18 protein-coding genes are annotated in these 25,551 nt (G+C 65.8%); 8 read left to right on the forward strand and 10 right to left on the reverse strand.

The genetic code is table 11. The features are described from left to right. Positions 1–50: 50 nt before the first annotated feature. Entirely contained in the window at positions 51–4,226 is a 4,176-nt protein-coding gene (locus tag AC1RGE_RS07940) for a putative Ig domain-containing protein (protein ID WP_492583868.1), read from the forward strand. 140 nt (positions 4,227–4,366) lie between these two features. Here the strand turns inward: AC1RGE_RS07940 and AC1RGE_RS07945 are convergent, their stop codons facing one another. From AC1RGE_RS07945 to AC1RGE_RS07975, 7 genes are all read right to left on the reverse strand, one after another. Next, complete coding sequence (locus AC1RGE_RS07945; protein ID WP_492583870.1) at positions 4,367–5,779, reverse strand: aspartate aminotransferase family protein; 1,413 nt, start codon at positions 5,777–5,779, stop codon at positions 4,367–4,369. Between the two features lie 2 nt (positions 5,780–5,781). Beyond that, a complete protein-coding gene (locus AC1RGE_RS07950; protein WP_011061802.1) occupies positions 5,782–7,230 on the reverse strand; it encodes an APC family permease in 1,449 nt (482 codons plus the stop codon). A 93-nt stretch (positions 7,231–7,323) separates the two neighbouring features. Then, the gene (locus AC1RGE_RS07955; RefSeq protein WP_258610873.1) at positions 7,324–8,814 is read right to left on the reverse strand and encodes an aldehyde dehydrogenase; all 1,491 of its coding nucleotides are present in this window, start codon (positions 8,812–8,814) and stop codon (positions 7,324–7,326) included. A gap of 230 nt (positions 8,815–9,044) precedes the next feature. Next, a complete protein-coding gene (gene argE, locus AC1RGE_RS07960; protein ID WP_011061804.1) occupies positions 9,045–10,208 on the reverse strand; it encodes an acetylornithine deacetylase in 1,164 nt (387 codons plus the stop codon). Next, a complete protein-coding gene (locus tag AC1RGE_RS07965) occupies positions 10,201–10,878 on the reverse strand; it encodes a DUF1028 domain-containing protein (protein WP_492583872.1) in 678 nt (225 codons plus the stop codon). Before AC1RGE_RS07965 ends, argE begins: the two co-directional genes overlap by 8 nt. A gap of 70 nt (positions 10,879–10,948) precedes the next feature. Beyond that, complete coding sequence (locus AC1RGE_RS07970; RefSeq protein ID WP_011061806.1) at positions 10,949–11,359, reverse strand: RidA family protein; 411 nt, start codon at positions 11,357–11,359, stop codon at positions 10,949–10,951. Then, a complete protein-coding gene (locus AC1RGE_RS07975) occupies positions 11,359–12,675 on the reverse strand; it encodes a flavin-containing monooxygenase (RefSeq protein WP_015635985.1) in 1,317 nt (438 codons plus the stop codon). The genes AC1RGE_RS07970 and AC1RGE_RS07975 overlap by 1 nt, the downstream gene beginning before the upstream one ends. 440 nt (positions 12,676–13,115) lie before the next feature. Between AC1RGE_RS07975 and AC1RGE_RS07980 the strand changes: the two genes are divergently transcribed. Beyond that, positions 13,116–13,427, forward strand: a complete 312-nt coding sequence (locus AC1RGE_RS07980) for a hypothetical protein (protein ID WP_492583874.1) — start codon at positions 13,116–13,118, stop codon at positions 13,425–13,427. A gap of 11 nt (positions 13,428–13,438) precedes the next feature. On the opposite strand, the gene AC1RGE_RS07985 is transcribed toward AC1RGE_RS07980, so the two are convergent. Continuing rightward, positions 13,439–13,651 carry a response regulator gene (locus AC1RGE_RS07985; RefSeq protein WP_492583876.1) on the reverse strand — a complete coding sequence of 71 codons (213 nt, stop codon included), beginning with the start codon at positions 13,649–13,651 and terminating at the stop codon, positions 13,439–13,441. Positions 13,652–13,843: 192 nt separating this feature from the next. Further along, entirely contained in the window at positions 13,844–14,800 is a 957-nt protein-coding gene (locus AC1RGE_RS07990) for a LysR family transcriptional regulator (protein ID WP_492583878.1), read from the reverse strand. Between the two features lie 126 nt (positions 14,801–14,926). On the opposite strand from AC1RGE_RS07990, the gene AC1RGE_RS07995 reads away from it, so the two are divergent. From AC1RGE_RS07995 to AC1RGE_RS08015, 5 genes are all read left to right on the forward strand, one after another. Then, positions 14,927–16,678 (forward strand): DUF1302 domain-containing protein, encoded by a 1,752-nt coding sequence (locus AC1RGE_RS07995; RefSeq protein WP_492583880.1) that lies wholly within the window; start codon positions 14,927–14,929, stop codon positions 16,676–16,678. Positions 16,679–16,712: 34 nt separating this feature from the next. After that, positions 16,713–18,074 carry a DUF1329 domain-containing protein gene (locus AC1RGE_RS08000; RefSeq protein ID WP_492583882.1) on the forward strand — a complete coding sequence of 454 codons (1,362 nt, stop codon included), beginning with the start codon at positions 16,713–16,715 and terminating at the stop codon, positions 18,072–18,074. Positions 18,075–18,184: 110 nt separating this feature from the next. Next, positions 18,185–19,489, forward strand: a complete 1,305-nt coding sequence (locus tag AC1RGE_RS08005) for an MFS transporter (protein ID WP_026022872.1) — start codon at positions 18,185–18,187, stop codon at positions 19,487–19,489. A 50-nt stretch (positions 19,490–19,539) separates the two neighbouring features. Next, a complete protein-coding gene (locus AC1RGE_RS08010; protein ID WP_492583884.1) occupies positions 19,540–20,712 on the forward strand; it encodes an amidohydrolase in 1,173 nt (390 codons plus the stop codon). Positions 20,713–20,800: 88 nt separating this feature from the next. Then, positions 20,801–22,240, forward strand: coding sequence for an amidase (locus AC1RGE_RS08015; protein WP_492583886.1), 1,440 nt, complete (start codon positions 20,801–20,803; stop codon positions 22,238–22,240). Between the two features lie 29 nt (positions 22,241–22,269). Here AC1RGE_RS08015 and AC1RGE_RS08020 read toward each other — a convergent pair whose 3' ends face one another. After that, a complete protein-coding gene (locus AC1RGE_RS08020) occupies positions 22,270–24,198 on the reverse strand; it encodes a hybrid sensor histidine kinase/response regulator (RefSeq protein ID WP_011061816.1) in 1,929 nt (642 codons plus the stop codon). 242 nt (positions 24,199–24,440) lie between these two features. On the opposite strand from AC1RGE_RS08020, the gene AC1RGE_RS08025 reads away from it, so the two are divergent. Next, on the forward strand, positions 24,441–25,538 hold the full coding sequence (locus AC1RGE_RS08025; RefSeq protein WP_011061817.1) for a carboxynorspermidine decarboxylase: 1,098 nt from the start codon (positions 24,441–24,443) through the stop codon (positions 25,536–25,538). Positions 25,539–25,551 lie beyond the last annotated feature (13 nt).

Below are 25,551 nucleotides of genomic sequence, written 5' to 3' on the forward strand. Positions count from 1 at the left end.
TACACGCTGGATGCGACTCAACCAAGCAGGTCGCATGGCAGGAAGCCTTTATGAAAACATCACGCAGTTGTTTCCACGCTTGGCTGGCACGTCCGCTGGCCTTTCTCTTCCTGCTGTTGAACCTGGCCCTGGCTGCCCAGGCCCAGGCCGCAGCGCCAGTGATCACCAGCCCGGTATCGGGCACTACCCTGCCGTCAGTTGCGGTGGGCCAGTCGATGAGCATCCCGATCCTTTCCGTGGGCGGCGCAACACCCCTGGATCAATGGTTCCAGTGCGACATCGACGATCCGGGCTACGATGGCATTACCCCCTGCCTGCCGCCGGGGTTGATCCTCGACTCCTCGCCCCACAGTTCAGCCACCACCCTGCACGGCACACCGACCACCGCCGGCAACTATACCTTCAGCATTTCCCTGAATGACGGCGTTGGCCAGGCTGGAGTCGCCACCTACAACCTGGTGGTCACCAGTTCTGCGGTCCCAACCCTGACGTCGGTCAGCCCAAACAGCGGCAGCATCGCAGGCGCCACCGCCGTCACCCTCACCGGCAGCAATTTTACCGGCGCCACCTCGGTCAGCTTCGGCGGCACGGCGGCCCCCAGTTATACCGTCAACAACGCCACGACCATCACGGCCACCACACCGGCTCATGCCGCGGGCGCAGTGAACGTAACGATCATCACCCCTGGCGGCAGCGCGACCCTGACCAATGGCTATACCTACGCCGTGCCCGCCCCCACAGTCGGCCCGGTCAGCGCCACGGTGGCCGCCAACAGCAGCGCCAACTCGATCACTCTGAGCCTCAGTGGCGGCGCCGCCACCAGCGTCGCCGTGGCCAGCGCCGCCAGCCATGGGACTGCCACGGCCAGCGGCACCAGCATCAGCTACACCCCCACCGCCGGTTTCTCCGGCACCGACAGCTTCACCTATACCGCCACCAACGCCAGCGGCACTTCCAGCCCGGCTACGGTGACCATCACCGTCACCCCGCCCACCTTGGCGATAACACCGACGACTCTGCCCAACGGCACTCAAAGCACGGCCTACAGCCAGACCCTGAGCACCTCCGCGGGCACCGCCCCCTACAGCTACGCGATCACTGCCGGCAGCCTGCCGGCCGGCATGAGCCTGAACACCGGCACCGGTACACTCAGCGGCACCCCCACTGCCGGTGGTGCCTTCAACCTGACCATCACCGCCACCGACGCCTACAGCGCCACCGGCTCTCGCGCCTACACCTTGTTGATCAACGGCCTGCCACCAGTTGCCAACGCACTGAGCACCACGGTCGCGGCCAACAGCAGCGCCAACACGATTCCCTTGAACATCACCGGTGGTGCCGCCACCAGCGTCGCCGTGGCCAGCGCCCCCAGCCATGGCAGCGCCACGGCCAGCGGGACCAGCATCAGCTACACGCCTGCCGCCGGTTTCTCCGGTGCCGACAGTTTCACCTACACCGCCACCAACGCCAGCGGCACTTCCAGCCCGGCCACGGTGAGCATCACCGTCGGTGCCCCGAGCATCACCCTGAGCCCCGGCTCCCTGAGCAACGGCACCGCCGGCACGCCCTATAGCGTAACCCTCAGCGCCACCGGCGGCGCTGTGCCCTACAGCTACAGCATCACATCCGGCAGCCTGCCGACCGGCCTCAGCCTGAACACCGGCACCGGTGCGATCAGCGGCATACCGAGCGCCGCTGGCACCTCCAACCTGACCATCACCGCCACCGATACCAACGGCGCCACCGGGTCCCAGGCCTACTCGATCACCATCAATATTCAGGCGCCGGTTGCCAGCGCCGTCAGCGCCACGGTCGCGGCCAACAGCAGCGCCAACCCGATCCCTCTGAGCCTCAGTGGCGGCGCCGCCACCAGCGTCGCCGTGGCCAGCGCCCCCAGCCACGGGACTGCCACGGCCAGCGGCACCAGCATCAGCTACACCCCCACCGCCGGTTTCTCCGGCGCCGACAGTTTCACCTACACCGCCACCAACGCCAGCGGCACTTCCAGCCCGGCCACGGTGAGCATTACCGTCAGTGCCCCGAGCATCACCCTGAGCCCCGGCTCCCTGAGCAACGGCACTGCCGGCACGCCCTATAGCTCAACCCTCAGCGCCATCGGCGGCACTGTGCCCTACAGCTACAGCATCACATCCGGCAGCCTGCCGACCGGCCTCAGCCTGAACACCGGCACCGGTGCGATCAGCGGCATACCAAGCGCCGCTGGCACCTTCAACCTGACCATCACCGCCACCGATACCAACGGCGCCACCGGGTCCCAGGCCTACTCGATCACCATCAATATTCAGGCACCGGTTGCCAGCGCCGTCAGCGCCACGGTCGCGGCCAACAGCAGCGCCAACCCGATCCCTCTGAGCCTCAGTGGCGGCGCCGCCACCAGCGTCGCCGTGGCCAGCGCCGCCAGCCACGGTACTGCCACGGCCAGCGGCACCAGCATCAGCTACACGCCTGCCGCAGGCTTCTCCGGCGCCGACAGTTTCACCTACACCGCCACCAACGCCAGCGGCACTTCCAGCCCGGCCACGGTGAGCATTACCGTCAGCGCGCCCAGCCTGGTACTGACCCCGGCGTCCCTGGGGGCCGGCACGGCAGGCAGCCCCTACAGCGCAACTCTCAGCGCTACCGGTGGCACCGTTCCCTACAGCTACAGCATCACCAGCGGTAGCCTGCCGACGGGCCTGAACCTGAACACTGCCAGCGGTCTGATCAGCGGTACGCCGATTACCAGCGGCAGCAGCAACCTGGTCATCACCGCCACCGATGCCAACGGTGCCACGGGCTCACAGGCCTATTCGATCACCATCGCTGCCGTGGCGATCACCGTGCCCGCCTCCAGCCAGATCCTCGCAGCGGGCCAGTCGGCCACCGTCGACCTGACCCAGGGCGCCACCGGCGGCCCGTTCACCCACGCCACCCTGGGCACGGTGACCCCGGCCTCGGCCGGCCGGGCGATGATGATGGGCCCCTTCTCGATGCGCTTCGTGCCATCGGCGGCCTTCGCCGGTACGGCGGTCGTCAGCTTCAGCCTGCACAACCTCAGCGGTTCCAGCGCCTCCAGCACCATGAGCTTCATCATCCAGACCCGTGCGGACCCGACCAGGGACGCCGAGGTCATCGGCCTGCTCAACGCCCAGACCCGCGCCGCGGAACGCTTTGCCAGTACCCAGATGGACAACTTCAACCAGCGTATGGAGCAGCTGCACCAGATGCGCTGCGACCGCAATTCGTTCAACGCCAGCTTGCGCAAGGACGGCAGCAACGTACCGCTGGGCGAGGTCGCCAAGGTGATCAAGGAACAACTGGGAGATTCGGCCCACCAGACCGAGCAGGAAAAACGCGAGGCCGCCGCTGCCGCGCAGGACAACTGCAAGCAGGATGACCTGGCGTTCTGGAGCGACGGTTTCGTCAACACCGGCTCGACCCACGCCCGTGGCGCCCAGGGCAACAGTTTCACCACCCTGGGCCTGAGCGCCGGCGTCGACTATCGGCTGTCGCCCACGCTGATCGCCGGTGTCGGGATCGGCTACGGCAACGACCGCAGCGAGATCGGCAGCAACAAGACCCGCAGCGATGCGGACGCCATCGGCATCGCCACCTACCTGAGCCTGAACCTGGCGCCCCAGGTGTTTGTCGACGGCCTGCTGGGCTACAACCGCATCAGCTTCGACTCGCGTCGCTACATCACGGGCAGTAACGACGACTATGCCCGTGGCTCGCGCGATGCCGACCAGTTGTTCGCCTCGCTGACCGCCAGCTACGAGTACCGCCAGGGACCACTGTCGCTGACCCCCTACAGCCGCTTGAACGCCAGCGTCACACGCCTGGACGCCTTCAGTGAAAAAGGCGGAGGCATCTACGGGCTTTCCTATGACGAGCAAAACCAGCAGAACTTCACTTCCTACCTGGGCCTGCGCACCGGTTACGACCTGATGACCCGGGTCGGCGTGGTCACCCCCAAGGTCGGCCTGGCCTGGGGTCACAACTTCAGTAGCAGCAGCGACTACAAGATGCGCTATACCGACCAGGGCGATGAAGGCCTTCTCTACCGGCTCAAGCCCGATGCCCTGGACCGCGACTTCGCCAGCCTGGACATGGGTGTTGACTTCAACCTCGGGCGTGCCTGGCAAATGGGCTTCTCCTATAAGACCGCGCTGGGTTCGGATGAACGCAACGACAGCCTGCGCATCGGTTTGAACGGGAAGTTCTAGAGGCTGACCACAGGCTAACGCCCCATCACCGGGGCATGCAGAAGGAAATGCTTCCCCTGCCGAGTGACAGGCAAAAAAAACCGCCGCAGCCAGGCTGCGGCGGGTGATGCCACTCAAGGGGGGGCGGGTCTGTGTCGCGCTTAGCTGCTCGGCAGGGTACCGGCCTCGATTTCCCCGGCGGTGCGTTCCACTGCGCGGCGGGTCTTGTCCACCAGCTCGTCAATGTCGCCACGGCTGGCCACCAGGGCCGGGGCCATGATCATCCGCCCGAAGGTCGAGCGAATGATCACCCCCTCTTCGAAGCCCAGGGTGCGGCAGCGCCAGGCGATGTCGTTCTCGTTGGCGAAACGCTTGCGGCTGGCCTTGTCCTCGGCGAACTGCAACGCCGCCACCAGCCCGGTGCCCTGGATCTCGCCGATCAGCGGGTGGTTGCCGAACACTTCCCGCAGGCACTGCTGCAGGTAGGGGCCGGTATCGTTCTTGACCTGGCTCACCACCCCTTCATCGCGCAGGGCCTTGAGGTTGGCGATGGCTACGGCCGCTGCCACCGGGTGCCCGGAATAGGTCAGGCCGTGGGCGAACACCCCGCCCTGCTCCACCAGTACCTGGGCAATGCGCTTGCTCAGCACCAGCCCGCCCATGGGGATGTAGCCGGAGGTCAGGCCCTTGGCGATGGACAGGGTGTCGGGCTCGAAACCGAAATGCTGGTGGGCGAACCATTCGCCGGTGCGGCCGAAACCACCGATCACTTCGTCGGCGCACAGCAGCACGTCGTACTGGCGGCAGATGCGCTGGATTTGTGGCCAGTAGCTTTCCGGCGGGAAGATCATGCCGCCCGCACCCTGGAACGGCTCGGCGATGAAACCGGCGACGTTCTCGGCCCCCAGTTCGAGGATCTTCTCCTCCAGCTGGCGGGCGCAATGCAAGCCGAACTCGGCGGGTGTCAGGTTGCCTTCGTGGGCGAACCAGTAAGGCTCGTCGATATGCGCCACGTCCGGGATCAACCCGCCCATGTCATGCATGAACTTCATTCCGCCCAGGGCCGTGGCTGCCAGGGTCGAGCCGTGGTAGCCATTCCAGCGGCCGATCATCACCTTCTTCTGCGGCTGGCCGAGGATCTGCCAGTAGCGGCGCACGCTGCGGATCAGCACCTCGTTGGCCTCGGAACCGGAGTTGGTGTAGATGGCGTGGCTGTAGTGCCCGGGCAGCAGGCTGAACAGCAACTCGGACAGCTCCACCACCGCCGGGTGGGTGGTGTGGAAGAACATGTTGTAGTACGGCAATTGCTCCAACTGGGCGCTAGCGGCAGCGGCCAGGTCCTTGCGGCCATAGCCCAGGTTGGTGCACCACAGGCCGGACATGCCGTCCAGGTAGCGCTTGCCGTCGTTGTCCCACAGGTGCAGGCCCTCACCACGGACGATCACCCGCGGGCCCTCGGCGTTCAGCGCCTTCTGGTCGAGGAAGGCATGGATATGGTGCGCGGCGTCGGCGGCCTGGTAATCCTGGGTACTGCGGGGCGCGGCCGGCTGCGGCTGTTGGTTGGAGGTGCTCATGGTCATTCTCCTGCACGGTAGGCGGGTTCAAGGGAAGGTTGGGTTGCCAGGGTCGGTTCGCCGGGCAGCAGCGGTTCGGGAACGAACAGCGGCTTGCGCATCACCAGCTTGATCCAGACCACGGCGATCAGCGAAATCACCCCCAGCACCACGCCGGCACTGCCGAAGATCCGCGCGGTCATCTCGGGGGATGGGGAAACGTGGTAGATCGCAAACAGCATGCCGACGATACCCAGCACCTGGGGCCAGGGGTAGAACGGCGAGCGGAACGGCCGTGGCGCATCGGGGTAGCGGCGGCGCAGGGCGATCACGTCGATGTGCACGACGATATAGGCCAGCAGCCACGCCAGGGCAGCGGCCAACAGCAGCAGGCTGATGGAATCCGGGTCCTGGCCCAGCAGCAGGATCGGCAGCCCGGTCAGCGCCGCCACGAACAGCACCGCCACCCAGGGCGTACGGCCACGGGGGCTCAAGCGCTTGAACTGGGGAAAGGCCTGGCCGTTCTGGGCCATGCCGTAGAGCATCCGCGGCAGCGCCGCCAGGGACGAGTTGACCGTGCTGCAGGTGGCAGTGATCACCGCCCCCACCAGGAACAGCTTGCCGGCCTCGCCGAACACCGTGGTGGCGAACAGGAAATGCGGCAGCGGATCGCTGGCCAGTTGCGCCCGCGGCACACAGAGCAAGGCACCCAGGCAATAGAGGGTAATCACCAGGAAGATCACGCTCAGGCCGATGATCATCGAACGCGGGATATTGCGCTCCGGGTTGCGGGTTTCCTCCACCAGCGGGCAGACGAACTCGGCACCGACAAAGCCCCAGATGGCCATGGCCGCCAGCGCCAGGGCGCCGACTTGCAAGGGGTTCCAGCCCTGGTCCAGGGGCAGTTGCAGGTCGGCCTGGGCACTGCTCACGGCGCCCAGGCCCAGGGTCAGCAGGATCACCACCATCACCACCGCCAGCACCGTCTGCAGCTTGGCGAAGACGTCGATGCCCAACAGGTTGAGCAAGGTGAACACCCCGAGTACCCCATAGGCCACCAGCATCGGCGGCAACGCGCCGGGGTAGACCTTGCCGATGATCAGGTCCAGAAGCAGCAGCTCGGCGGACAGGGCGAACATCGCCACCACCATGTAGCCGGAGAAGGTCGCGAGGATCGCCGGGAAATGCCCGATGGCCACCTCGGTGTAGCTGCTCAGGCTGCCGGCCCGGGGCACCATCAGCGCCAGTTCGGAAAACGACAGGGCATAGGTCAGGGCCAGCAGGTAGGCCAGCAGCAGCGGGATGAAGAAGCCCAGCCCGGCCATCCCCGCCCCTTGCAGCATCAGCACCATCACCCCCTGGGACACCACCAGGCCGACAGCCACCGAGACCAGTGAACCCAGGCCCAGGACCCGGCGCAGGCCGCCCTTGCTGGTGGGGCTCAAGGCCCCCGTGGAGAGATTTGCAGTCATGGCACGCACTCCGTTCTTATTGTTGTTGTGGGCCTGCCGCCGGGGCGGCAGGTGCAGCGGCGCCAGCCCGGCGCCGCAGAGGGTTCACAGCGCTCAGCGCAGCTGGAACCAGGTGGTTTTCAGTTGGGTGTACTTGTCGAAGGCATGCAGCGACAGGTCGCGACCGAACCCCGACTGCCGGCCACCGCCAAACGGCACGGTGACGTCCAGGGCATCCACGGTATTGACCGACACCGTGCCGGCCCGCAAGCACCCGGCGACCCGGTGGGCGCGGTTGAGGTCGTCGCTCCACAGCGAGGCGGCCAGGCCGTAGACGCTGTCATTGGCCAGCGCAATGGCCTGTTCCTCGTCGTCGAACGGCGTCACCGCCAGCACCGGGCCGAACACTTCTTCCCGGGCGATGGCCATCGCCGGGCCCACGCCGGTGAGGATGGTCGGCTCGATGTAGTTGTCGCTGCCATCGATGCTCAGTTGCCGGCCGCCACAGGCCAGCTGCGCGCCCTGCTCCAGGGCCGCCGCGATATGCCCCATGACGCTGGCGGTCTGGCGCGCGTCGACCATGGCCCCGGCACGGCTGGCCGGGTCCAGCGGGTTGCCCGGCCGCCAGTCCCGGGCCTTGGCCTTGAGGCGTTCCACGAACTGTTCATGGATGCTGCGCTGCACCAGCAGCCGCGAGTTGGCGGAACACACCTCGCCCTGGTTGAAGAAGATGCCGAAGGCGGCCTTCTCTGCGGCCAGGTCCAGGTCCTGGCAGTCGTCGAACACCAGGTTCGGGCTCTTGCCACCGCATTCGAGCCAGACCTGCTTGAGGTTGGACTGCGCCGAATACTGCATGAAGAACTTGCCCACCTCGGTGGAGCCGGTGAACACCAGGCAATCCACATCCGGGTGCAGGCCCAGGGCCCGTCCGGCTTCGCTGCCCAGGCCCGGCACCACGTTGAGCACGCCTTCCGGCAAACCGGCCTCCAGGGCCAGTTCGGCCAGGCGCAGCGCCGAGAACGGCGACTGCTCGGCGGGCTTGAGCACCACCGAGTTGCCCACCGCCAGGGCCGGCGCCAGCTTCCAGGCGGCCATGTCCAGGGGGAAGTTCCAGGGCACCACCGCGCCGATCACCCCCAGGGGCACGCGGCTGATGCTGGCGTGGCTGTTGCGGGCGCCGGGGGCCACCTGATCGTAGAGCTTGTCGATGCTTTCGGCGTACCAGGCGAAGACATTGGCCGCGCCGGGCACGTCGATGTTCCAGGCGTCCATCACCGGCTTGCCCATGTTCAGGCTGTCCAGCAGGGCCAGTTCCTCGCGGTGGGCCAGCATCAGTTCGGCCAGGCGCAGCAGGACCTTCTTGCGCTCCACCGGGGCCATGCGCGCCCAGGGCCCGTGCTCGAAGGCCCGGCGCGCGGCGGCCACCGCCAGGTCCACCTCGGCTGCGCCACAGGCGCTGACCCGGGCCAGCACCTGGCGGGTGGCCGGGTTGATGGCATCGAAGGTAGCGCCGGATTCGGCGGACAACCGCTGGCCGCCGATCAGCGCCTGGTCAATGAATGTTTGTCGGGCAGCCCGCTGCTGCCAGTAACCGAGATCGAACACGCTGCATTCCCTCATCGGCCGTTGCGACGGCCTGCTGGTTATTGGGTCAAGAGCGATGGTGCGTCACAGCGGGCCAGAGGAAAAATACTAAAAATATGTTCGAGTCCCATGAAAAAGCTCTGCAACCAGACGGCCTGGTGCCCCACGCAAAACGCCGCCATCCGGAGGTCCGGATGGCGGCGAATGGGCACTGTCCCACGGCGAGGGAGCCTGGGTTGAGCACATCCGGTTCAGGCCGGGTGCTCCAGCCAGTCGCCCAGGCGCAGCAACAGGGCGTCGCAGGCGTGCAGTTGCTCAAGGCTGATGAACTCGTCCGGCTTGTGGCCCTGGTCCATGCTGCCCGGGCCGCAGACCACCGTGGGAATCCCGGCCTGGTGGAACAGCCCGCCCTCGGTGCCGAAGGCCACGGTGCCGAACTCCCGCGAGCCGCTGAGCAGCGCCAGCAGTTCGGCGGCCTCGCTGTCGGCAGCGGTGGCCAGCCCCGGGTAGGCACTCAGAGGTTGCAGGGCGATCCCGGTGTCGGCCTGCACCGCCTGCATCTGCGGCAGCAGCTGGTCCCGGGCATAGCCTTGCAACTGGTCCACCACTGCCTGGGCGTCATAGCCCGGCAGGGTGCGCACCTCGAAATCGAACTGGCACTCGGCCGGCACAATGTTCAGGGCCCGACCGCCCTGGATGGTGCCGGTCTGCACCGTGGAGAACGGCGGATCGAAACGTGGGTCGTGGTGCTCGGGTTGCGCCAAGCGGCTGCCGATCTCCCCCAGCTTGCCGATCAGCCGCGCCGCGTACTCGATGGCATTGACCCCATAGGGCGCATAGGCGGAATGGCAGGCCGCGCCGCGCACCTGGCAGCGCATGGCCAGCTTGCCCTTGTGGCCGAGCACCGGGCGCAGCTCGGTGGGCTCGCCGATCAGGCACAGCAGCGGTTTGTGCGGCCGCTGCTGCATTCGTTCAAGCATCGGCCGCACCCCCAGGCACCCCACCTCCTCGTCATAGGAAAAGGCCAGGTGCACCGGCAGCCGCAAGCGGCGCCGGGTCAGGCCCGGCACCGCAGCCAGCACCGAGGCGATGAAACCTTTCATGTCGGCGGTACCGCGGCCGTACAGGCGCCCTTCGCGCTCGCTGAGGACAAAGGGCTCGACACTCCAGGCCTGGCCGTCCACCGGCACCACGTCGGTGTGGCCGGACAGCACCACACCGCCACGATCCTCGGGGCCGATGCTGGCAAACAGGTTGGCCTTGGTCCGCTCCGGGTTGTAGATCAGCTCGCTGTGCACGCCATGGCTGGCCAGGTAATCGCGGATGAAGCCGATCAGCTCCAGGTTGGAGTCGCGGCTGACCGTGGCAAAGCCCACCAGCCGCGCCAACAACTCGCGGCTCGATTGTTCACTCATTGCCCGGCACTCCGTAGCTGGGCGCCGCTGTCGGGTCCAGGGCGCGGGTCAGGTAGTCCTGCATCTGCGGCCGGTAGGCCTGCCACAGGCCGGCGAGCTGGCCGATGGGGTCGGCGTCGGCCCAGTCCACCCGCAAGTCGACGATGGGCCAGGTCAGGTCGTCCACCACGCTCAGCGCCGCCGAATGCACCGGCCCCGCCTCGCCCCCCGCCGCCATCGCTGCCTGCATCGCCGCCAGCAGGCGCTCCACCAGCATGCCCGGGGTGTTTTCAAAGGCCTGGACCATGGCCTCGATCACCTGCGGGCCTGCCAGCAGGTTGCCGGCCGCCACGCACTGCTTCCCCGCCACCGCGTGGTGCTGGCCCAGGGCTTCCTGGCCGCTGAACAACGCGGTGCGGCCCTGGCTGTCGATCACCGTGACCTGGCGATACTGGCTCCACCCGTTGCTGCCCAGGGCCCGGTCCAGGGCGCTGGCCGGGTCGAGCTTCTGGCCCTCCAGCAGGTCGAGGATCTGCGGGCCCAGGGCCGGCAAGGTGACGTTCTGGGTCGCCACCGCGCCCACTCCGGCCCGCACCCAGGGGCAGCGCGCGCCCACGGCGATGCTGGAAGAACTGATGGCGATGCCCAGCTGGCCGGTTTCGGCGCAGCGTCCAACGATGGAAAAAGTCATGCAAACTCCCTGGCCCACAGGGCCTTGTGGCAAGCGCGGCACAAGGCCGCCGGAACCTTCGGCAACCCCCTCACTCGGGGATCACCGCGATCACGTCGATCTCCATCAGCCACTGCGGCTGGCCGAGGGCCGAGACCACCAGCCCGGTGGAGATCGGGAACACCCCCTTGAGCCACTTGCCTACCTCCTGGTAGACCGGCTCGCGGTAGCGCGGGTCGGTGAGGTAGGTGGTGGTCTTGACGATGTGGCTCAGATCGCTGCCGGCCTCTTCCAGCAGTTGCTTGACGTTTTTCATCGCCTGCTCGGCCTGGGCCCGCGGGTCGCCGAGGCCGACCAGCCGGCCGTCGAAGTCGGTGCCGACCTGGCCGCGCACATACACCGTGTTGCCGGCGCGCACGGCCTGGCACAGGTCGTTGTCCAGGGACTGGTTGGGGTAGGTGTCCTTGGTGTTGAACATGCGGATGCGAGTATGAGTAGGCATCAGTGGGCTCCCACGGGGCTGAGGTTGAGGGCCGGTGCTTCGGCGGTAGCCGCCGGCGGCCGGGCGTCGCTGTAGGCCTGGTACTTGCGCTGGGTGGCGATGTGGTCGGCGACATGCTTGGCGTCGTGCCACACCCCCCAGATAAACGACGAGCCACGGCGCGACAGCCAGGGCAGGCCGAGGAAGTAGACCCCCGGCTCGCGGGACACGCCGCGCTGGTGCAGGGGCTTGCCCTGTTCGCTGAAGGTGTCGACCTGCAGCCAGGAAAAGTCCACGGCGTAGCCGGTGGCCCAGATGATCGAGGTGATGCCGGCCTGTTGCAGGTCGAGTTCAAGGATCGGCTGCTTGACGCAGTCCGGGTCCGGCAGGCGCCGGCGGGCTTCGGGCTCCAGGGGCAGGTCGAGGCCGTTGCGGGCGATGTAGGCATCCGCCGCGTCCAGCAATGCCAGGTAGTTCTCGTCGCCCCGGGCCAGGTTGTCCAGCAGGTCGGCCTGGAAGGTCACGTGCTCGCCGGCAAAGGCCTTGGTCAGCCCCACCAGGGTGATGCCCTGGTGCGCCAGGGCGCGGAAGTCGATGGTCTGGCCGCCGCGGGCGCCGCTGACGGCAATGGTCACGTGCTCGCGCCCCGGCTTGGCGATCTCGGCGTCCCACTCTCCCAGCACCCCGAGCCACCAGCAGAAATCCCGGTTGCGATAGGAGCGCGGTGGCCGGTCGTGAGCCCCTACCGACAGGTAGACCCGGCGCCCCGCACGCTGCAGCTCATCGGCGATCTGCACCCCGGACGACCCCGCGCCCACCACCAGCACCGCGCCCTCGGGCAGTTGCTGCGGGTTGCGGTATTCGGCGGAGTGGATCTGCGTCAGCCGGTCATTGGCCGGGGCAATCGGCGGGATCACCGGACGCTGGAACGGCCCGGTGGCGGCCACCACCCGTTGGGCCTGGATCAGCCCTTCGGAGGTTTCCACGGTGAAGCCCGGGCGGCCGACATTGCGCAGTACCTTGCGCACTTCCACGCCGGTGCGGATCGGCGCATTGAACTTGCGCGCATAGGCTTCGAAATAGTCCGCCACCTGGTCCTTGGCCGGGAAGGCATCGGCGGCGACATCGAATTCCATCCCGGGAAAGCGGTCGTGCCAGGCCGGCCCGTTGGCCACCAGGGAATCCCAGCGCCCGGTGCGCCAGGCCTCGGCCACCCGGCTGCGCTCCAGCACCAGGTGCGGCACCCCGAGCTTGCTCAGGTGCTCGCTCATGGCCACGCCGGCCTGGCCTGCGCCCACCACCAGGGTGTCCACTTGTATGGGTTGTTCTACGGTCATGTCTGTGTCCTTCTGCGAGACGAATGGCGCCAGCCGGAAGGCTGGGCGCACGCTGTTCAGAACCCGGGGGTAAGTCGGATGCCACAGATGGTGCGACAGACGCCTGCGAAGGAAAAATATTAAAAATGTGCTCGCTGGATAAGAAAAAGCGAGGCAGCGCGCGAGCCCGCGAAACCACGGCTGCCGTAGTCTGCCGCAGGTTGTCGGGGCAATGACAGGGCGCTGGAGCACGCCATGAAATAGCCCATCGATGCTCAGCGATCCATCCAAAAAAATGATTTTTCAACCCACCGTACCGGCTTCGATCCAACAAATTTTCAGGTGCGTTTTTTTGCAGTCCCTGGCACCCACGGCGAGTCAGATGGATAACGGCGACATGCCAGCCGACAGCACGGCGAGGCCGGCACTATTCGTCACCACCTGAACCAGGGATGTCCACCATGACCACCAGCACCCACCAGCGTTTCCAGATCCGCGCCTGCAGGAAGTTCGCCCTCGAACAGAACCAGCGCCTTTTCCGCCAGGCCCAGGCGCTTGATAGCCAGGCCTATGCATTGCTTGACCAGGAACACTTGGAAATCGACACCTTCGAGCGCTATCGCCTGCTGCGCAACAAGGCCCAGGCCAAGTACCAGGAAGCCGTCGAGCACCTGCGCCTGATCAATCGCGAGTTCGCCGACCCGCAAAGCCCCCAGGACCGCCCTGCCCTCGCGGACGCCGCGCAACCGCTGCTGCGGCTCAGCGGACGATAGGCAGGCCGCAGTCAGCCCGCCGCAGACTGCGCCAGGACCTGGGCCAGGGCGTCCCTCAACTGCGCCTGGCTGAAGGGCTTGAAGATCCGTGGCCGCTCCGGCACCGGGCCGTCCTGGCGCTGGGCATAACCGCTGGCCAGGATGATCGGCAACTGCGGGTGCAGGCGCCGCACCGCTTCTTCCAGGCAGACGAAAGCGATCGTCAATGAGAGGAGGTACGGCACGGGCAGATCAGGCCTGGCAGTTTCCGTCGGGTATTTTTTCATCGAATAGGCGAAACGTTGCAGCGCCGCAACATTCATCGACCGGGGCTCGGCCCCCCGCTTCCTCGCCTGCTCTTGCCTTGCCTGATCTTTCCTCGGCGAGTTTTCGTACAGACCTTTGGGGCGGCCGGTTGAGCCCCCGGCACCCGCGGTTCAAGCACCCGGGAATGTCGACAGCCCGGCACTCCCCGGGGCTTCGCTGACGATCATGTCCACGGCTTGCTGGGCAATCGGTGAAAGCGTGCGCCCGGCATGGGTCACCACGGCGTAGCGGATGGTCAGCACATCCGCCGGCCAGGGCGGCTGTATGGAGGGAGCCAGGTCCACCAGTTGCCCGTTGTGCAGGTCCTGGTCGAGCCACGAGCGCCAGGTCAGGAGCAACGAGTCGCTGCTCAGGGTGGTTTCGCGCAACAGGTTCAGATCGTTGGAGCTCAGGGTCCAGGGCAGCAAGGTGCCAGGCGCCAGATCGAACAGGGCATACAGCGAAGCTTCGTTGGACGGCGACACGCCACTCCACTGGTAGTCGAGGATCTGGGCTCGGGCAATCGGGCCTGCCTGGCGGGCCAGCGGGTGATCGCGGCGACAGAACACCGAGGCCGGCTGAGGCGGCAGATGGGTCACGGAAAAGCGCGGGTCGAATTCCTCACCCGACTTCAGGCTGGCGACCACGAAATCCAGTTGCTCGGTTTCCAGCAGGTGGCACAACTGATTCCAGTACCCGACCTGGACATTGAGCACCAGCCTGGGGACCTGTTTGCGCAACCTGATGAGAACATCGACGGTGTTGAGCGTGGCCGCCATCGGGTTGATGCCCAGGCGCAGTTCCCCACCTTCGGCGCCGGCAATATCGATGGCTTGCGCCACCAGCTTCCTGGCGCAACCGAGCAGCTCATGAGCACGCCCGATCAACTGCTGCCCGGCAGCGGTGAGCATCACCGTGCGCGTATCACGATCGAAGAGCCGAACGCCCAGGTCCGCTTCCAGCGACTGGATGCTGCGGCTGAACGCCGTCTGCGACAGGTTGGCCCGAGCCGCAGCGCGGGAAAAATGCAGTTCCTCGCTCAGATAGACCAGATGGCGCACACGTTTCAGATCGATTAAGTCGTTCACTGCATTAATCCAGCCCTATCTTTGCATTGGACACTCTTAACACGCTCCCAGAAGATTCTCCAGCACCAGCATCGCCCGGCAGACAACACGTACTGCCTCCAATAAAAATAACGATGGGGAAGTTCTGTGGCGCACCAATTCCAGCTTGATCCATTCCGCTTACTGGGCCTGCCAACGCTGCTTGCACTGAGCATCAGCGCACCTGGCCAGGCCGCTACCTTCGACATCGGCGAGATCCAGGGGCAATTCGATTCTTCGTTGTCCGTTGGCGCCAGCTGGGCACTGCGCAACCCGGACCGGGCCTTCATCGGCACGTGGAACGCAGGGCACGCTTCAAGCCAATCCTCCGACGACGGTCGGCTGAACTTTCGCCAAGGCGAAACCTTCTCGAAGATCTTCAAGGGCGTACACGACCTGCAGCTCAGCTACGGCGACAGCGGAGTGTTCCTGCGGGGCAAGTACTGGTACGACTTCGAGCTCAAGGACGAGAGCCGGCGCTATGTGCCCATCAGCGACGAGCATCGCAAGGAGGCCGCCAAGTCCTCGGGCGCGCAGCTGCTGGACGCCTTTGTCTATCACAACTATTTCATCGCCGATCAGCCCGGCAATGCGCGCCTGGGCAAACAGGTGGTCAGTTGGGGGGAAAGCACCTTCATCGGCAATGGCATCAACGTGATCAACCCGACGGATGTCGCCGCCTTCCGGCGCCCGGGAGCCGAAATCAAGGAAGGCCTGATTCCGGTCAACATGCTGTTTTTGTCCCAGGGGCTGAGCGAAAACCTCTCTGCCGAATTTTTCTATCAACTGGAATGGGACCAGACCGTCGTCGACAATTGCGGGACCTTTTTCGGCTCCGACGTGATGGCCGATGGATGCAACACCCGCATGGGGTTCTCGCCCCCCTGGGACCCCAATGGCCAGTATCACTTCACCCGGGGTGGCGACCGCGACGCGCGGGACAGTGGCCAGTTCGGGATGGCCCTGCGCTGGCAGGTCGAGGCGCTGAACAACACCGAGTTCGGCCTGTATGCCCTGAACTACCACAGCCGCGCGCCTTTCCTCGGCGGTACGGTCGGCGCCGCCCCCTTCGCGGTAAAACCAGGGACCAGGGCATCGAGCGCCGAGTACTTCATCGAGTACCCGGAAGACATCCGCCTCTATGGCCTGAGCTTTGCCACCACCCTGGGCACCACTGCGGTTTCCGGTGAACTGAGCTACCGGCCGAACATGCCGCTGTCACTCAACGGCAGCGACGTGACCATTGCCGCGCTCGCCGGCCCGATGGCGGCCGATCTCGGTGCGCCGATCTTCACCAGCGGCTTTGCGCAGCCAGTGCCAGGCGAGAGCTTCCACGGTTATGTGCGAAAGCCGGTGGCCCAGGCGCAAATCGCCCTCACCCATTTCATCGACCAGGTCTGGGCCGCCGAGCGCCTGAGCCTGGTTACCGAGATCGGCTACAACCACCTGGGGGATATCAACAGCAGCGCCTTGCGCTTCGGCCGGGACAGTATCTTCGGCAACGGCGAACTGCCCGACAACCGCAATTGCGCGCTGATGGCCAACCCGGTCAACCCGCAGAACTGCAACAACAAGGGCTTCTACACCGCCAATTCCTGGGGTTATCGCGGCCGCGCCATCCTCGACTATCAGAACGTGATCGCCGGGGTGAACCTCAAGCCCAGCCTGTCCTGGTCCCATGACGTGCAAGGCTACGGCCCCAACTTCAACCAAGGCAGCAAGGCCATCAGCCTCGCCCTGGATGCCGACCTTCGCAATACCTACTCGGCGAGTCTTTCCTACACCGATTTTTTCGGTGGCGCCTACAACACTTCGACTGATCGCGACTTCGTCGCCCTCAGCTTCGGCGTGAGCTTTTGAATCTGCAATCAGCAATCGAACAGGACAGGGTGCGATGAACATTTCGAAGTCGGTTTTTCACGGCAGTGCGTTGTCGCTGCTGCTTTGCACGTCGGCCATGGCCGCAGTGTCGCCCGAAGAGGCGGCCAAGCTCGAGACCACGCTGACCCCGGTGGGCGCGGAGCGCGCCGGCAATGCCGACGGCACCATCCCGGCCTGGACCGGCGGCCTGGCGAAAAATGCCGGAGCGGTCGACAGCGCCGGTTTTCTCGCCGACCCCTATGGCAGCGAACATGCGTTGTTCAGCATTACCTCGCAGAACCTCGAGCAGTACAAAAGCCGCCTGACCCCGGGCCAGGTCGCGATGTTCAAGCGCTACCCCGATTACCGGATGAACGTCTACCCCACTCACCGCAGCGCCAACGTACCGCCGAGCATCGTCGAGGCGGCCCGCAAGAACGCCCTGAACACCAGCCTGGTTGCCGGCGGTAACGGCCTGGAGCACTTCACCAAAGCGTATCCGTTTCCGATTCCCAGCAATGGGCTGGAGGTGATCTGGAACCACATCACCCGTTATCGCGGTGACAGCGTGAAGCGCCAGATGGTGCAGATCGTGCCGGATGTCCAGGGCAACGGCACACCCGTGACCTTTGCCCACCAGTACGTGTTGCGCGAGAGCCTCGCCGACTACGATCCGGCCAAGCCGAGCAACGTGCTGTTCTACAACAAGCAGACCGTGGTCGCGCCCGCCCGCCTGGCCGGCAACGTGGAGCTGGTTCACGAGACCCTCGATCAGGTCAAGGAACCTCGCCAGGCCTGGATCTACAACGCCGGCCAGCGCCGTGTGCGGCGGGCCCCGCAGGTGGCCTACGATGGGCCGGCCGCTAGCACCGACGGCCAGCGCGTGGTGGACAACTACGACATGTTCAACGGCGCGCCGGATCGCTATGACTGGCAACTGGTGGGCAAGCAGGAACTGTACATCCCCTACAACAGTTACAAGCTCGATTCGCCCACGCTCAAGTACGCCGAGATCACCAAGGCCGGGCACATCAACCAGGACCTGGCGCGCTATGAACTGCACCGTGTGTGGCACGTGGTCGCGACCTTGAAACCCGGCCAGCGCCATGTGTATGCCAAGCGCGATTTCTACATCGACGAGGACTCCTGGCAGGCCGCGGTCATCGATCACTACGACGGGCGCAATACCCTGTGGCGGGTTGCCGAAGCCCACCAGCTTTCCTACTACAACAGCCAGGTGCCCTGGTACACCGCCGAGACCCTGAATGACATGGTCAGCGGCCGTTACCTGGTGCTGGGCCTGAAGAACGAAGAGAAGAGCAACTATCAGTTCGGCGTCAAGGCGCTGGAGGCCGAGTTCACGCCCAACGCCTTGCGCCAGAGTGGGGTGCGCTGAACTCGGGTCACGACGGCTCGAACAACAGCGCCTTCGCCGAGGGGGCGCCAGGACCTCGTACTGGCGGTGGGCACAGCCTCTGTGCCAACCGCCACTCTTTGGAAAATGCCATGAAAAGCACCCCCGCTCCTTCGCTACCGCTTCAATACGCGCCGAGCACAGCACCGGCAATGCCCCGCGGCAACATGCGCCGGGTGGTCGTCGCCTCCTCCCTGGGCAATGCGCTGGAGATGTACGACTTCACCGTCTACAGCTTTTTCGCGGTGATCATCGGCCAGCTATTCTTCCCCTCCGACTCCCCCCTAGCGTCGCTGATGATGTCGCTGGTGACCTTCGCCTTGGGGTTTGTCGTCCGCCCGCTAGGGGCGGTACTGATTGGCCGGGTGGCCGACCGCTACGGCCGCAAGCAGGCGCTGTCGCTGACCATTGCCTTGATGACCATCGGCACGGGCATCATTGCCTTTACCCCCACCTATTCCAGCATCGGGATCTTCGCCACCATCATGCTGGTGCTGGGGCGGATGCTGCAGGGCTTTTCCGCGGGCGGTGAAGTCGGTGCCGCGTCGGCCTTCCTGATGGAGTCCGGGCGCACCGACAACCGCTGCTTCATGGTCTGCTGGCAAGGCGCGAGCCAGGGCGCTGCCGCCCTGCTCGGGGCGCTTTCCGGGTTGGCGCTGACCAGTGTTCTGTCGGAGCAGGCGCTGCACAGCTGGGGCTGGCGCGTTCCGTTCATCATCGGCCTGCTGATAGGCCCGGTGGGCTGGTACATCCGCAAGCACCTGGATGAAACCCACCAGAACCCGGAGAACCCGACGCCGTTTCGCGACCTGTTGCGCAAGCACGCGCGCACCCTAGGGCTGGGCATATTGCTCATGGCCAGTTCGACGGTCACCTCCTACATGGTGGTGTTCTACATGCCGACCTACCTCACCCGGACCTTGCACTACTCCAGCAGCTTCGCCTTTTCGCTGGTGGCCTTCGCTTGCGTCCTGCTGACGGTCGTTCCCCCGCTGGCCTCGCGATGGGCTGACCGCATGCCACGGCGCAAGCCCTTGCTGTACTGGCTGTGCGGGCTGCAGATCATCCTGACCTACCCGGCCTTCATGCTGCTGGGCCTGCAAAGCACCCTGCTCTGCCTGGTGGCGGTGTCGATGCTGATCCTGCCGATGGCCATCAGCGGCGGCGCCGGCCTGGCGCTGCTGATGGAAGCCTTCGCCCGTGACGAGCGAGTCACCGGGCTGTCGATCGTCTACAGCTTCGGGGTCACCCTGTTCGGGGGGTTCTCGCCGCTGATCGTGACCTGGCTGATCGCCGTGACCGCAAGCCCGCTGGTACCTGCCTGGTATCTGTGCAGCGCCATCGTGCTCAGTGGCGTGGCCCTGCGTTTCTACCCGGAATATCCCGGCCGTCCCTGAATCCGACCTGCAACTGCCCCTCTACCTGGAACAAGGAATCCGTTGTGAACATGACCTCTCTGCAAGACCGACTGCAAGCCAGCACCGAGCGCTTCCTGAAGATCAGGCGCAACATCCACGCCCATCCGGAGCTGGGTGAAGACACCCTGGACACCGCAGCCCTGGTCACCGGCCTGCTCGAAGGCTGGGGTTATGAAGTCCACACCGGGGTGGGCGGCCATGGCGTGGTCGGCGTCCTGCGTCGCGGCTCGGGCTCCAGGACCCTGGGCCTGCGGGCGGACATGGATGCCCTGCCGATCATCGAGCGCAACGGCTTGCCCTGGGCCAGCCAACGCGCCGGGGTGATGCACGCCTGTGGTCATGACGGCCACACCGCCACCCTGCTGGCGGCGGCCGAACAACTGGCCCTGCACGGCGAGTTCGACGGCACGCTGAACCTGATCTTCCAACCGGATGAAGAAGGCCTGACCGGCGCCAGGAGCATGATGGCCGACGGGCTGTTCCGGCGCTTCCCCTGCGATGCGGTGTACGCCTTCCACAACATGCCGGGGTTTCCCGTGGGCTACGCGATCATCAAGAGCGGCGGGGTCATGGCCTCGTCCGAGCGGGTCGGCATTACCCTGACCGGCAAAGGCGGACACGGCGCCGTGCCGGAGCGCGCCGTCGATCCGATCCCGGCCCTGGCCGGCATCATCAGTGCCCTGCAAACCGTGGTCTCGCGCAACATCAGCGCCAACGATGCGGTGGTGATCAGCATCGGCAAGGTACAGGCCGGAACCGCCACCAACATCATTCCCGAATCGGCCATGCTGGAACTCAGCGTGCGCACGGTTGACCCGGCGATCCGCCAACAGGTCGAGCAGCGGATCCGCACCATCGTCGAGGGCCAGGCCGCAGCATTCGGGGTCACCGCCGAGATCGACTATCAGTTGCTGGCCCCGGTCCTGGTGAACACCGTCGCCGAGACGCGACAGATGCTCGACGCCGCGCGCAAGGCCCTGGGCAACGAGAACGTGGTGGAGCAAGTGTCATTCAGGGCCATGGGCAGCGAGGATTTTGCCTGGATGCTGGACGAAGTGCCCGGCTGCTATTTCGGCCTGGGCAACGGCACCGGGGAGTTCAACGGCTGCTCGGTGCACAACGATCACTACGACTTCAACGATCAATTGATTCCCCTGGGCGCAGCGTGCTGGGTGGAACTGGTCGAAGGCTACTTGCGCTGAGGCGCTTGGTTCTCGGGGTGCCCCGAGCTGGGTGCCCACACACTGTCTTGTGCAGGCCAGCCCTGCACCCGCCTATCAGGACACTGCCATGCCAAACGCTACCGCCATCGCCCACATGAGCGCCATCGAGCTGCTCGGTCATTACCGTGACAAGCAGCTGTCTCCCGTGGAGGTCACCCAGGACGCACTGGCCCGTATCGAGCGCTTCAACCCGCGGGTCAATGCCTTTTGCTACACCGATCCCGAAGGCGCGCTGAACACCGCACGCGAAGCTGAAAAGCGCTGGATGAAGGGCCAGCCCTGCGGCGCCCTCGACGGCTTGCCCACATCGATCAAGGAGCTGACCCCGACCCGGGGCATGCCGTCGCGCAAGGCATCACTGACGATTGGCGCGCAAGGCCCCTGGGACGTCGACGCGCCCGTCACCACTTTCATACGGGAGGCCGGCGCCGTGGTGCTGGGCAAGACCACCAGCCCGGAGTTCGGCTGGAAAGGCGTGACCGACAGCCCCCTCTACGGCATCACCCGCAACCCCTGGGACACCCGCATGACCTGCGGCGGTTCCTCCGGCGGCGCAGCGGTGGCCGCGGCGCTCAATCTGGGCGTGCTGCATCAGGGCAGCGATGCCGGAGGCTCGATCCGCATCCCCGCCAGCTTTACCGGCACTTTCGGCTTCAAGCCCACCTTTGGCTACATCCCCCAGTACCCGGCCAGCGCGACGACCCTGGTATCTCACCTGGGCCCCATGACCCGTACCGTGGAGGATGCCGTACTGCTCCTGCAGGCCATCGCCCGGCCCGACCCGCGGGACGCGCTGATGGGAGCCCCGCGACACACCCCGTGGCTGCCCGACAGCACCCACCTCAACGGCCTGCGCATCGCCTACAGCGCAGACTTCGGCTATGTGCAGGTTGATCCGCAGGTCGCTCGCCAGGTGGCGCAGGCCGTGGCGCGGTTGGAACAACTGGGGGCGATCGTCGAAGCGGTCGACCCGGGATTCGACGACCCCCTGCAACTGTTCAAGAGCGTGATCTACGCCGGCGCACAGACGCTGGCCCGGCAACTGAGCACGGCCCAGAAAGCCATGCTCGATCCGGGCCTGTTGCGCTTTACCGAAGAATGCCGCCACACCACCCTCGCCGACTTCACCGCGGCCCAGGAAGCCCGGGCGGCCTTGATGGCCCACATGAACATGTTTCACAGCCGCTACGACCTGCTGGTCTGCCCGATGCTGCCGATCACCGCGTTCGAGGCCGGCCACGACACCCCGCCCGGCAGCGCAATCGATGACTGGATGAAGTGGTCGCCTTTCAGCTACCCCTTCAACCTGACCCAGCAACCTGCTGCCTCATTGCCCTGCGGGTTCTCGGAGGCGGGATTGCCCATCGGCCTGCAGGTGGTTGGCGCGCGATTTGCCGACGATCAGGTGCTGCGGGTATGCCGGGCTTACGAGCGTGCATTTCCCGCGCCCTTTCCACAGGCCCCCATGACCGGCGCGGCCATGGCCCAGCAGGTGTCGCCGGTGTAGGGTTTGCACCCTCTTGCCGTGCGCCGCAGTCAGCCCGCCGCAGACTGCGCCAGGACCTGGGCCAGGGCGTCCCTCAACTGCGCCTGGCTGAAGGGCTTGAAGATCCGTGGCAGCTCCGGCACCGGGCCGTCCTGGCGCTGGGCATAACCGCTGGCCAGGATGATCGGCAACTGCGGGTGCAGGCGCCGCACCGCTTCGGCCAACTGGCGGCCATCCATGTGTGGCATGGCCATGTCGCTGATCATCAGCTGGATGTCCCGGTGCTGCTCAAGACACTGCAGCGCCTGGGCTCCGCTGGCGGCGCGGATGACTCGATGGCCCAGGTCCTCCAGCAGCAGCGTGGTGCTGTCCAGGACCAGGCTGTCGTCATCTACCAGCAGCACGCACAGCGGCGGGTGGTCCGGGCCCGGGGCCGGCATGGCCTCACTGCCCGGCGAACCCTTGGCCGCGCTCGCCAGGGGCAGCCACAGCTCGGCGCGGGTGCCCTGGCCCAGGCGGCTCTGGAGCACCAGGCGCCCGCCCAGTTGCTCGGCCAGGCCGTGGACCATCGACAGGCCCAGGCCGGTGCCCTTGCCCAGGCCCTTGGTGGTGAAGAACGGATCGGCGGCGCAGGCCAGGGTCTGTTCGTCCATGCCCTGGCCATCGTCGACCACCGCCAGGCAGACGTACTGCCCCCGGGCCAGGTTGCCCGTGGCCCCGCGCAATTGCGCCTCGATCAGGATCGAACCGCCCTCGGGCATGGCATCCCGGGCATTGCTCACCAGGTTCAGCAGCGCCAGTTCCAGCTGGTTGAGATCAGCCTGCACCGCCGGCAGGTCCGGCGCCATCTCCACCCGCAGGGCAATCCTGGGCCCCACCGAACTGCACAACAGGCCGCTGAGGCTGGCCACCAGTTGGCCCAGGTCCAGGGCCTGGGATTTCAACTCCTGGCGCCGGGCGAAGGCCAGCATGCGCTGGGTCAGGGTCACGCCGCGCTCGGTGCCCTGCAGCGCGTTGTCCAGCAGGCGCCGCAGCCTGGGGTCATCGCCGACCCGTTTGTGCAGCAGCTCCAGGTTGCCGCGGATCACCGTCAACAGGTTGTTGAAGTCATGGGCGATGCCGCCGCTGAGCTGGCCGATGGCCTGGAGCTTCTGCGACTGGAACAGCGCTTCGCGGGCGACCTCCAGTTCCTTCTGCGCCTGGACCACCTCGGTGATGTCGCGGGTGATCTTGGCGAAACCGATGATGGCCCCGGAGTCGGCGCGGATCGGGTCGACAATCACATGGGCCAGGAACCGCGTACCGTCCTTGCGCAGGCGCCAGCCCTGCTTCTCGAAACGGCCTTCGCGGGCGGCGGCTTCCAGGGCCTTGCGCGGCTCGTCGCTGGCCCGGTCCTCGGCGGTATAGAACAGTGAAAAGTGCTGGCCGATGACTTCCTCTGGGGCATAGCCCTTGATCCGTTGCGCCCCCAGGTTCCAGCTGCTGACCCGGCCCTGGGCATCGAGCATGTAGATCGCGTAGTCGGTCACGCTCTGCACCAGCAGGCGGAACTGCTGTTCGCTCTGTTTCAGGATCTGCTCGGCGGCCCGCTGCTCGGTCATGTCCCGGGTGACCTTGGCAAAGCCGATCAGCCCGCCGGCGCTGTCGCGGATCGGGTCGATCACCACATGGCACCAGAACCGCGTGCCATCCTTGCGCAGGCGCCAGCCCTCGCCTTCGAAACGCCCGCACTGCGCGGCACTGTCCAGCGCCCTCTGGGGCAAACCGGCCTGGCGATCCTCGGGGGTATAGAAGCAGGAAAAGTGCCGGCCCAGCACTTCCTCCTCCCGGTAGCCCTTGAAGCGCCGGGCACCGCTGTTCCAACTGGCGACCCGGCCCTGGGCGTCGAGCATGTAGATCGCGTAGTCCACCACCGCATCGACCAGCAGGCGGAAGCGATCGTCAGTAAGAGGGTGGTACGGCTCGGGCAGATCAGGCATGGCAGTTTCCGTCGGGTATTTTTTTCATCGAATCGGCGAAACGTTGCAGCGCCGCAGCATTCATCGACCTGGGCTCGGGCCAGTGTGCACCGCCTGCAGCTGTCTGTGTGGAATCGCATGCCTGGCTCGACAACGCAAGGGACAGACGGTTGACCGTGGAAAATATATTTCCGAGCTTTCGATCTAGTGGCACTGCGGGCACAATGCGTACCTTTTTGGCTGGCCCTGCCGGAGACCCTGAAATGATCAAGACGCCGTACTACCTCATCGACAAGCAGAAGCTTTTGAGCAACATGCAGAAGATCGCCTACGTGCGCGAGCAGTCCGGCGCCAAGGCCCTGCTGGCCCTCAAGTGCTTCGCCACCTGGTCGGTGTTCGACCTGATGCAGCAGTACATGGACGGCACCACCTCCTCGTCGCTCTACGAGCTCAAGCTCGGCCGGCAGAAGTTCGAAGGCGAGACCCACGCCTACAGCGTGGCCTGGGCCGACGACGAAATCGAGGAGATGCTCGCCAACTGCGACAAGATCATCTTCAACTCCATCAGCCAGCTGCAGCGCTTTGCCGACGCCAGCGCGGGCAAGGTGCGCGGCCTGCGGGTCAACCCCCAGGTGAGCAGCTCGGACTACCTGCTGGCCGACCCGGCGCGCCCGTTCAGCCGCCTGGGCGAGTGGGACCCGGCCAAGATCGAGCAGGTCATCGAGCAGATCTCCGGCTTCATGTTCCACAACAACTGCGAGAACGGCGACTTCGGCCTGTTCGACCAGATGTTGACCACCATCGAGGAACGCTTCGGCCACCTGCTGCACAAGGTCGAGTGGGTCAGCCTCGGCGGCGGCATCCACTTCACCGGCGAGGACTACGCCCTGGACGCCTTCTGCGCGCGCCTCAAGGCCTTCTCCCAGAAGTACGGCGTGCAGGTCTACCTGGAGCCGGGCGAAGCGGCGATCACCCAGAGCGCCTCCCTGGAAGTGACCGTGCTCGACACCCTGTACAACGGCAAGCACCTGGCCGTGGTGGACAGCTCCATCGAAGCCCACATGCTCGACCTGCTGATCTATCGCCTGAACGCCAAGCTGTCACCAAGCGCGGGCGAACATACCTACATGGTGTGCGGCAAGTCCTGCCTGGCCGGGGATATCTTCGGCGAATACCAATTTGATCGTCCGCTGGCCATCGGCGATCGACTGTCGTTCATTGATGCGGCGGGTTACACCATGGTCAAGAAAAACTGGTTCAACGGTCTGAAAATGCCGTCCATTGTCGTGAAACAACTCGATGGCAGCATCGAGGTGGTACGCGAGTTTGGTTTCGAAGACTACCTGTCCAGCCTTTCCTGAGCGGACAGGTCAC

It is taken from the genome of Pseudomonas sp. GW823-FHT02C05, from assembly GCF_058797595.1.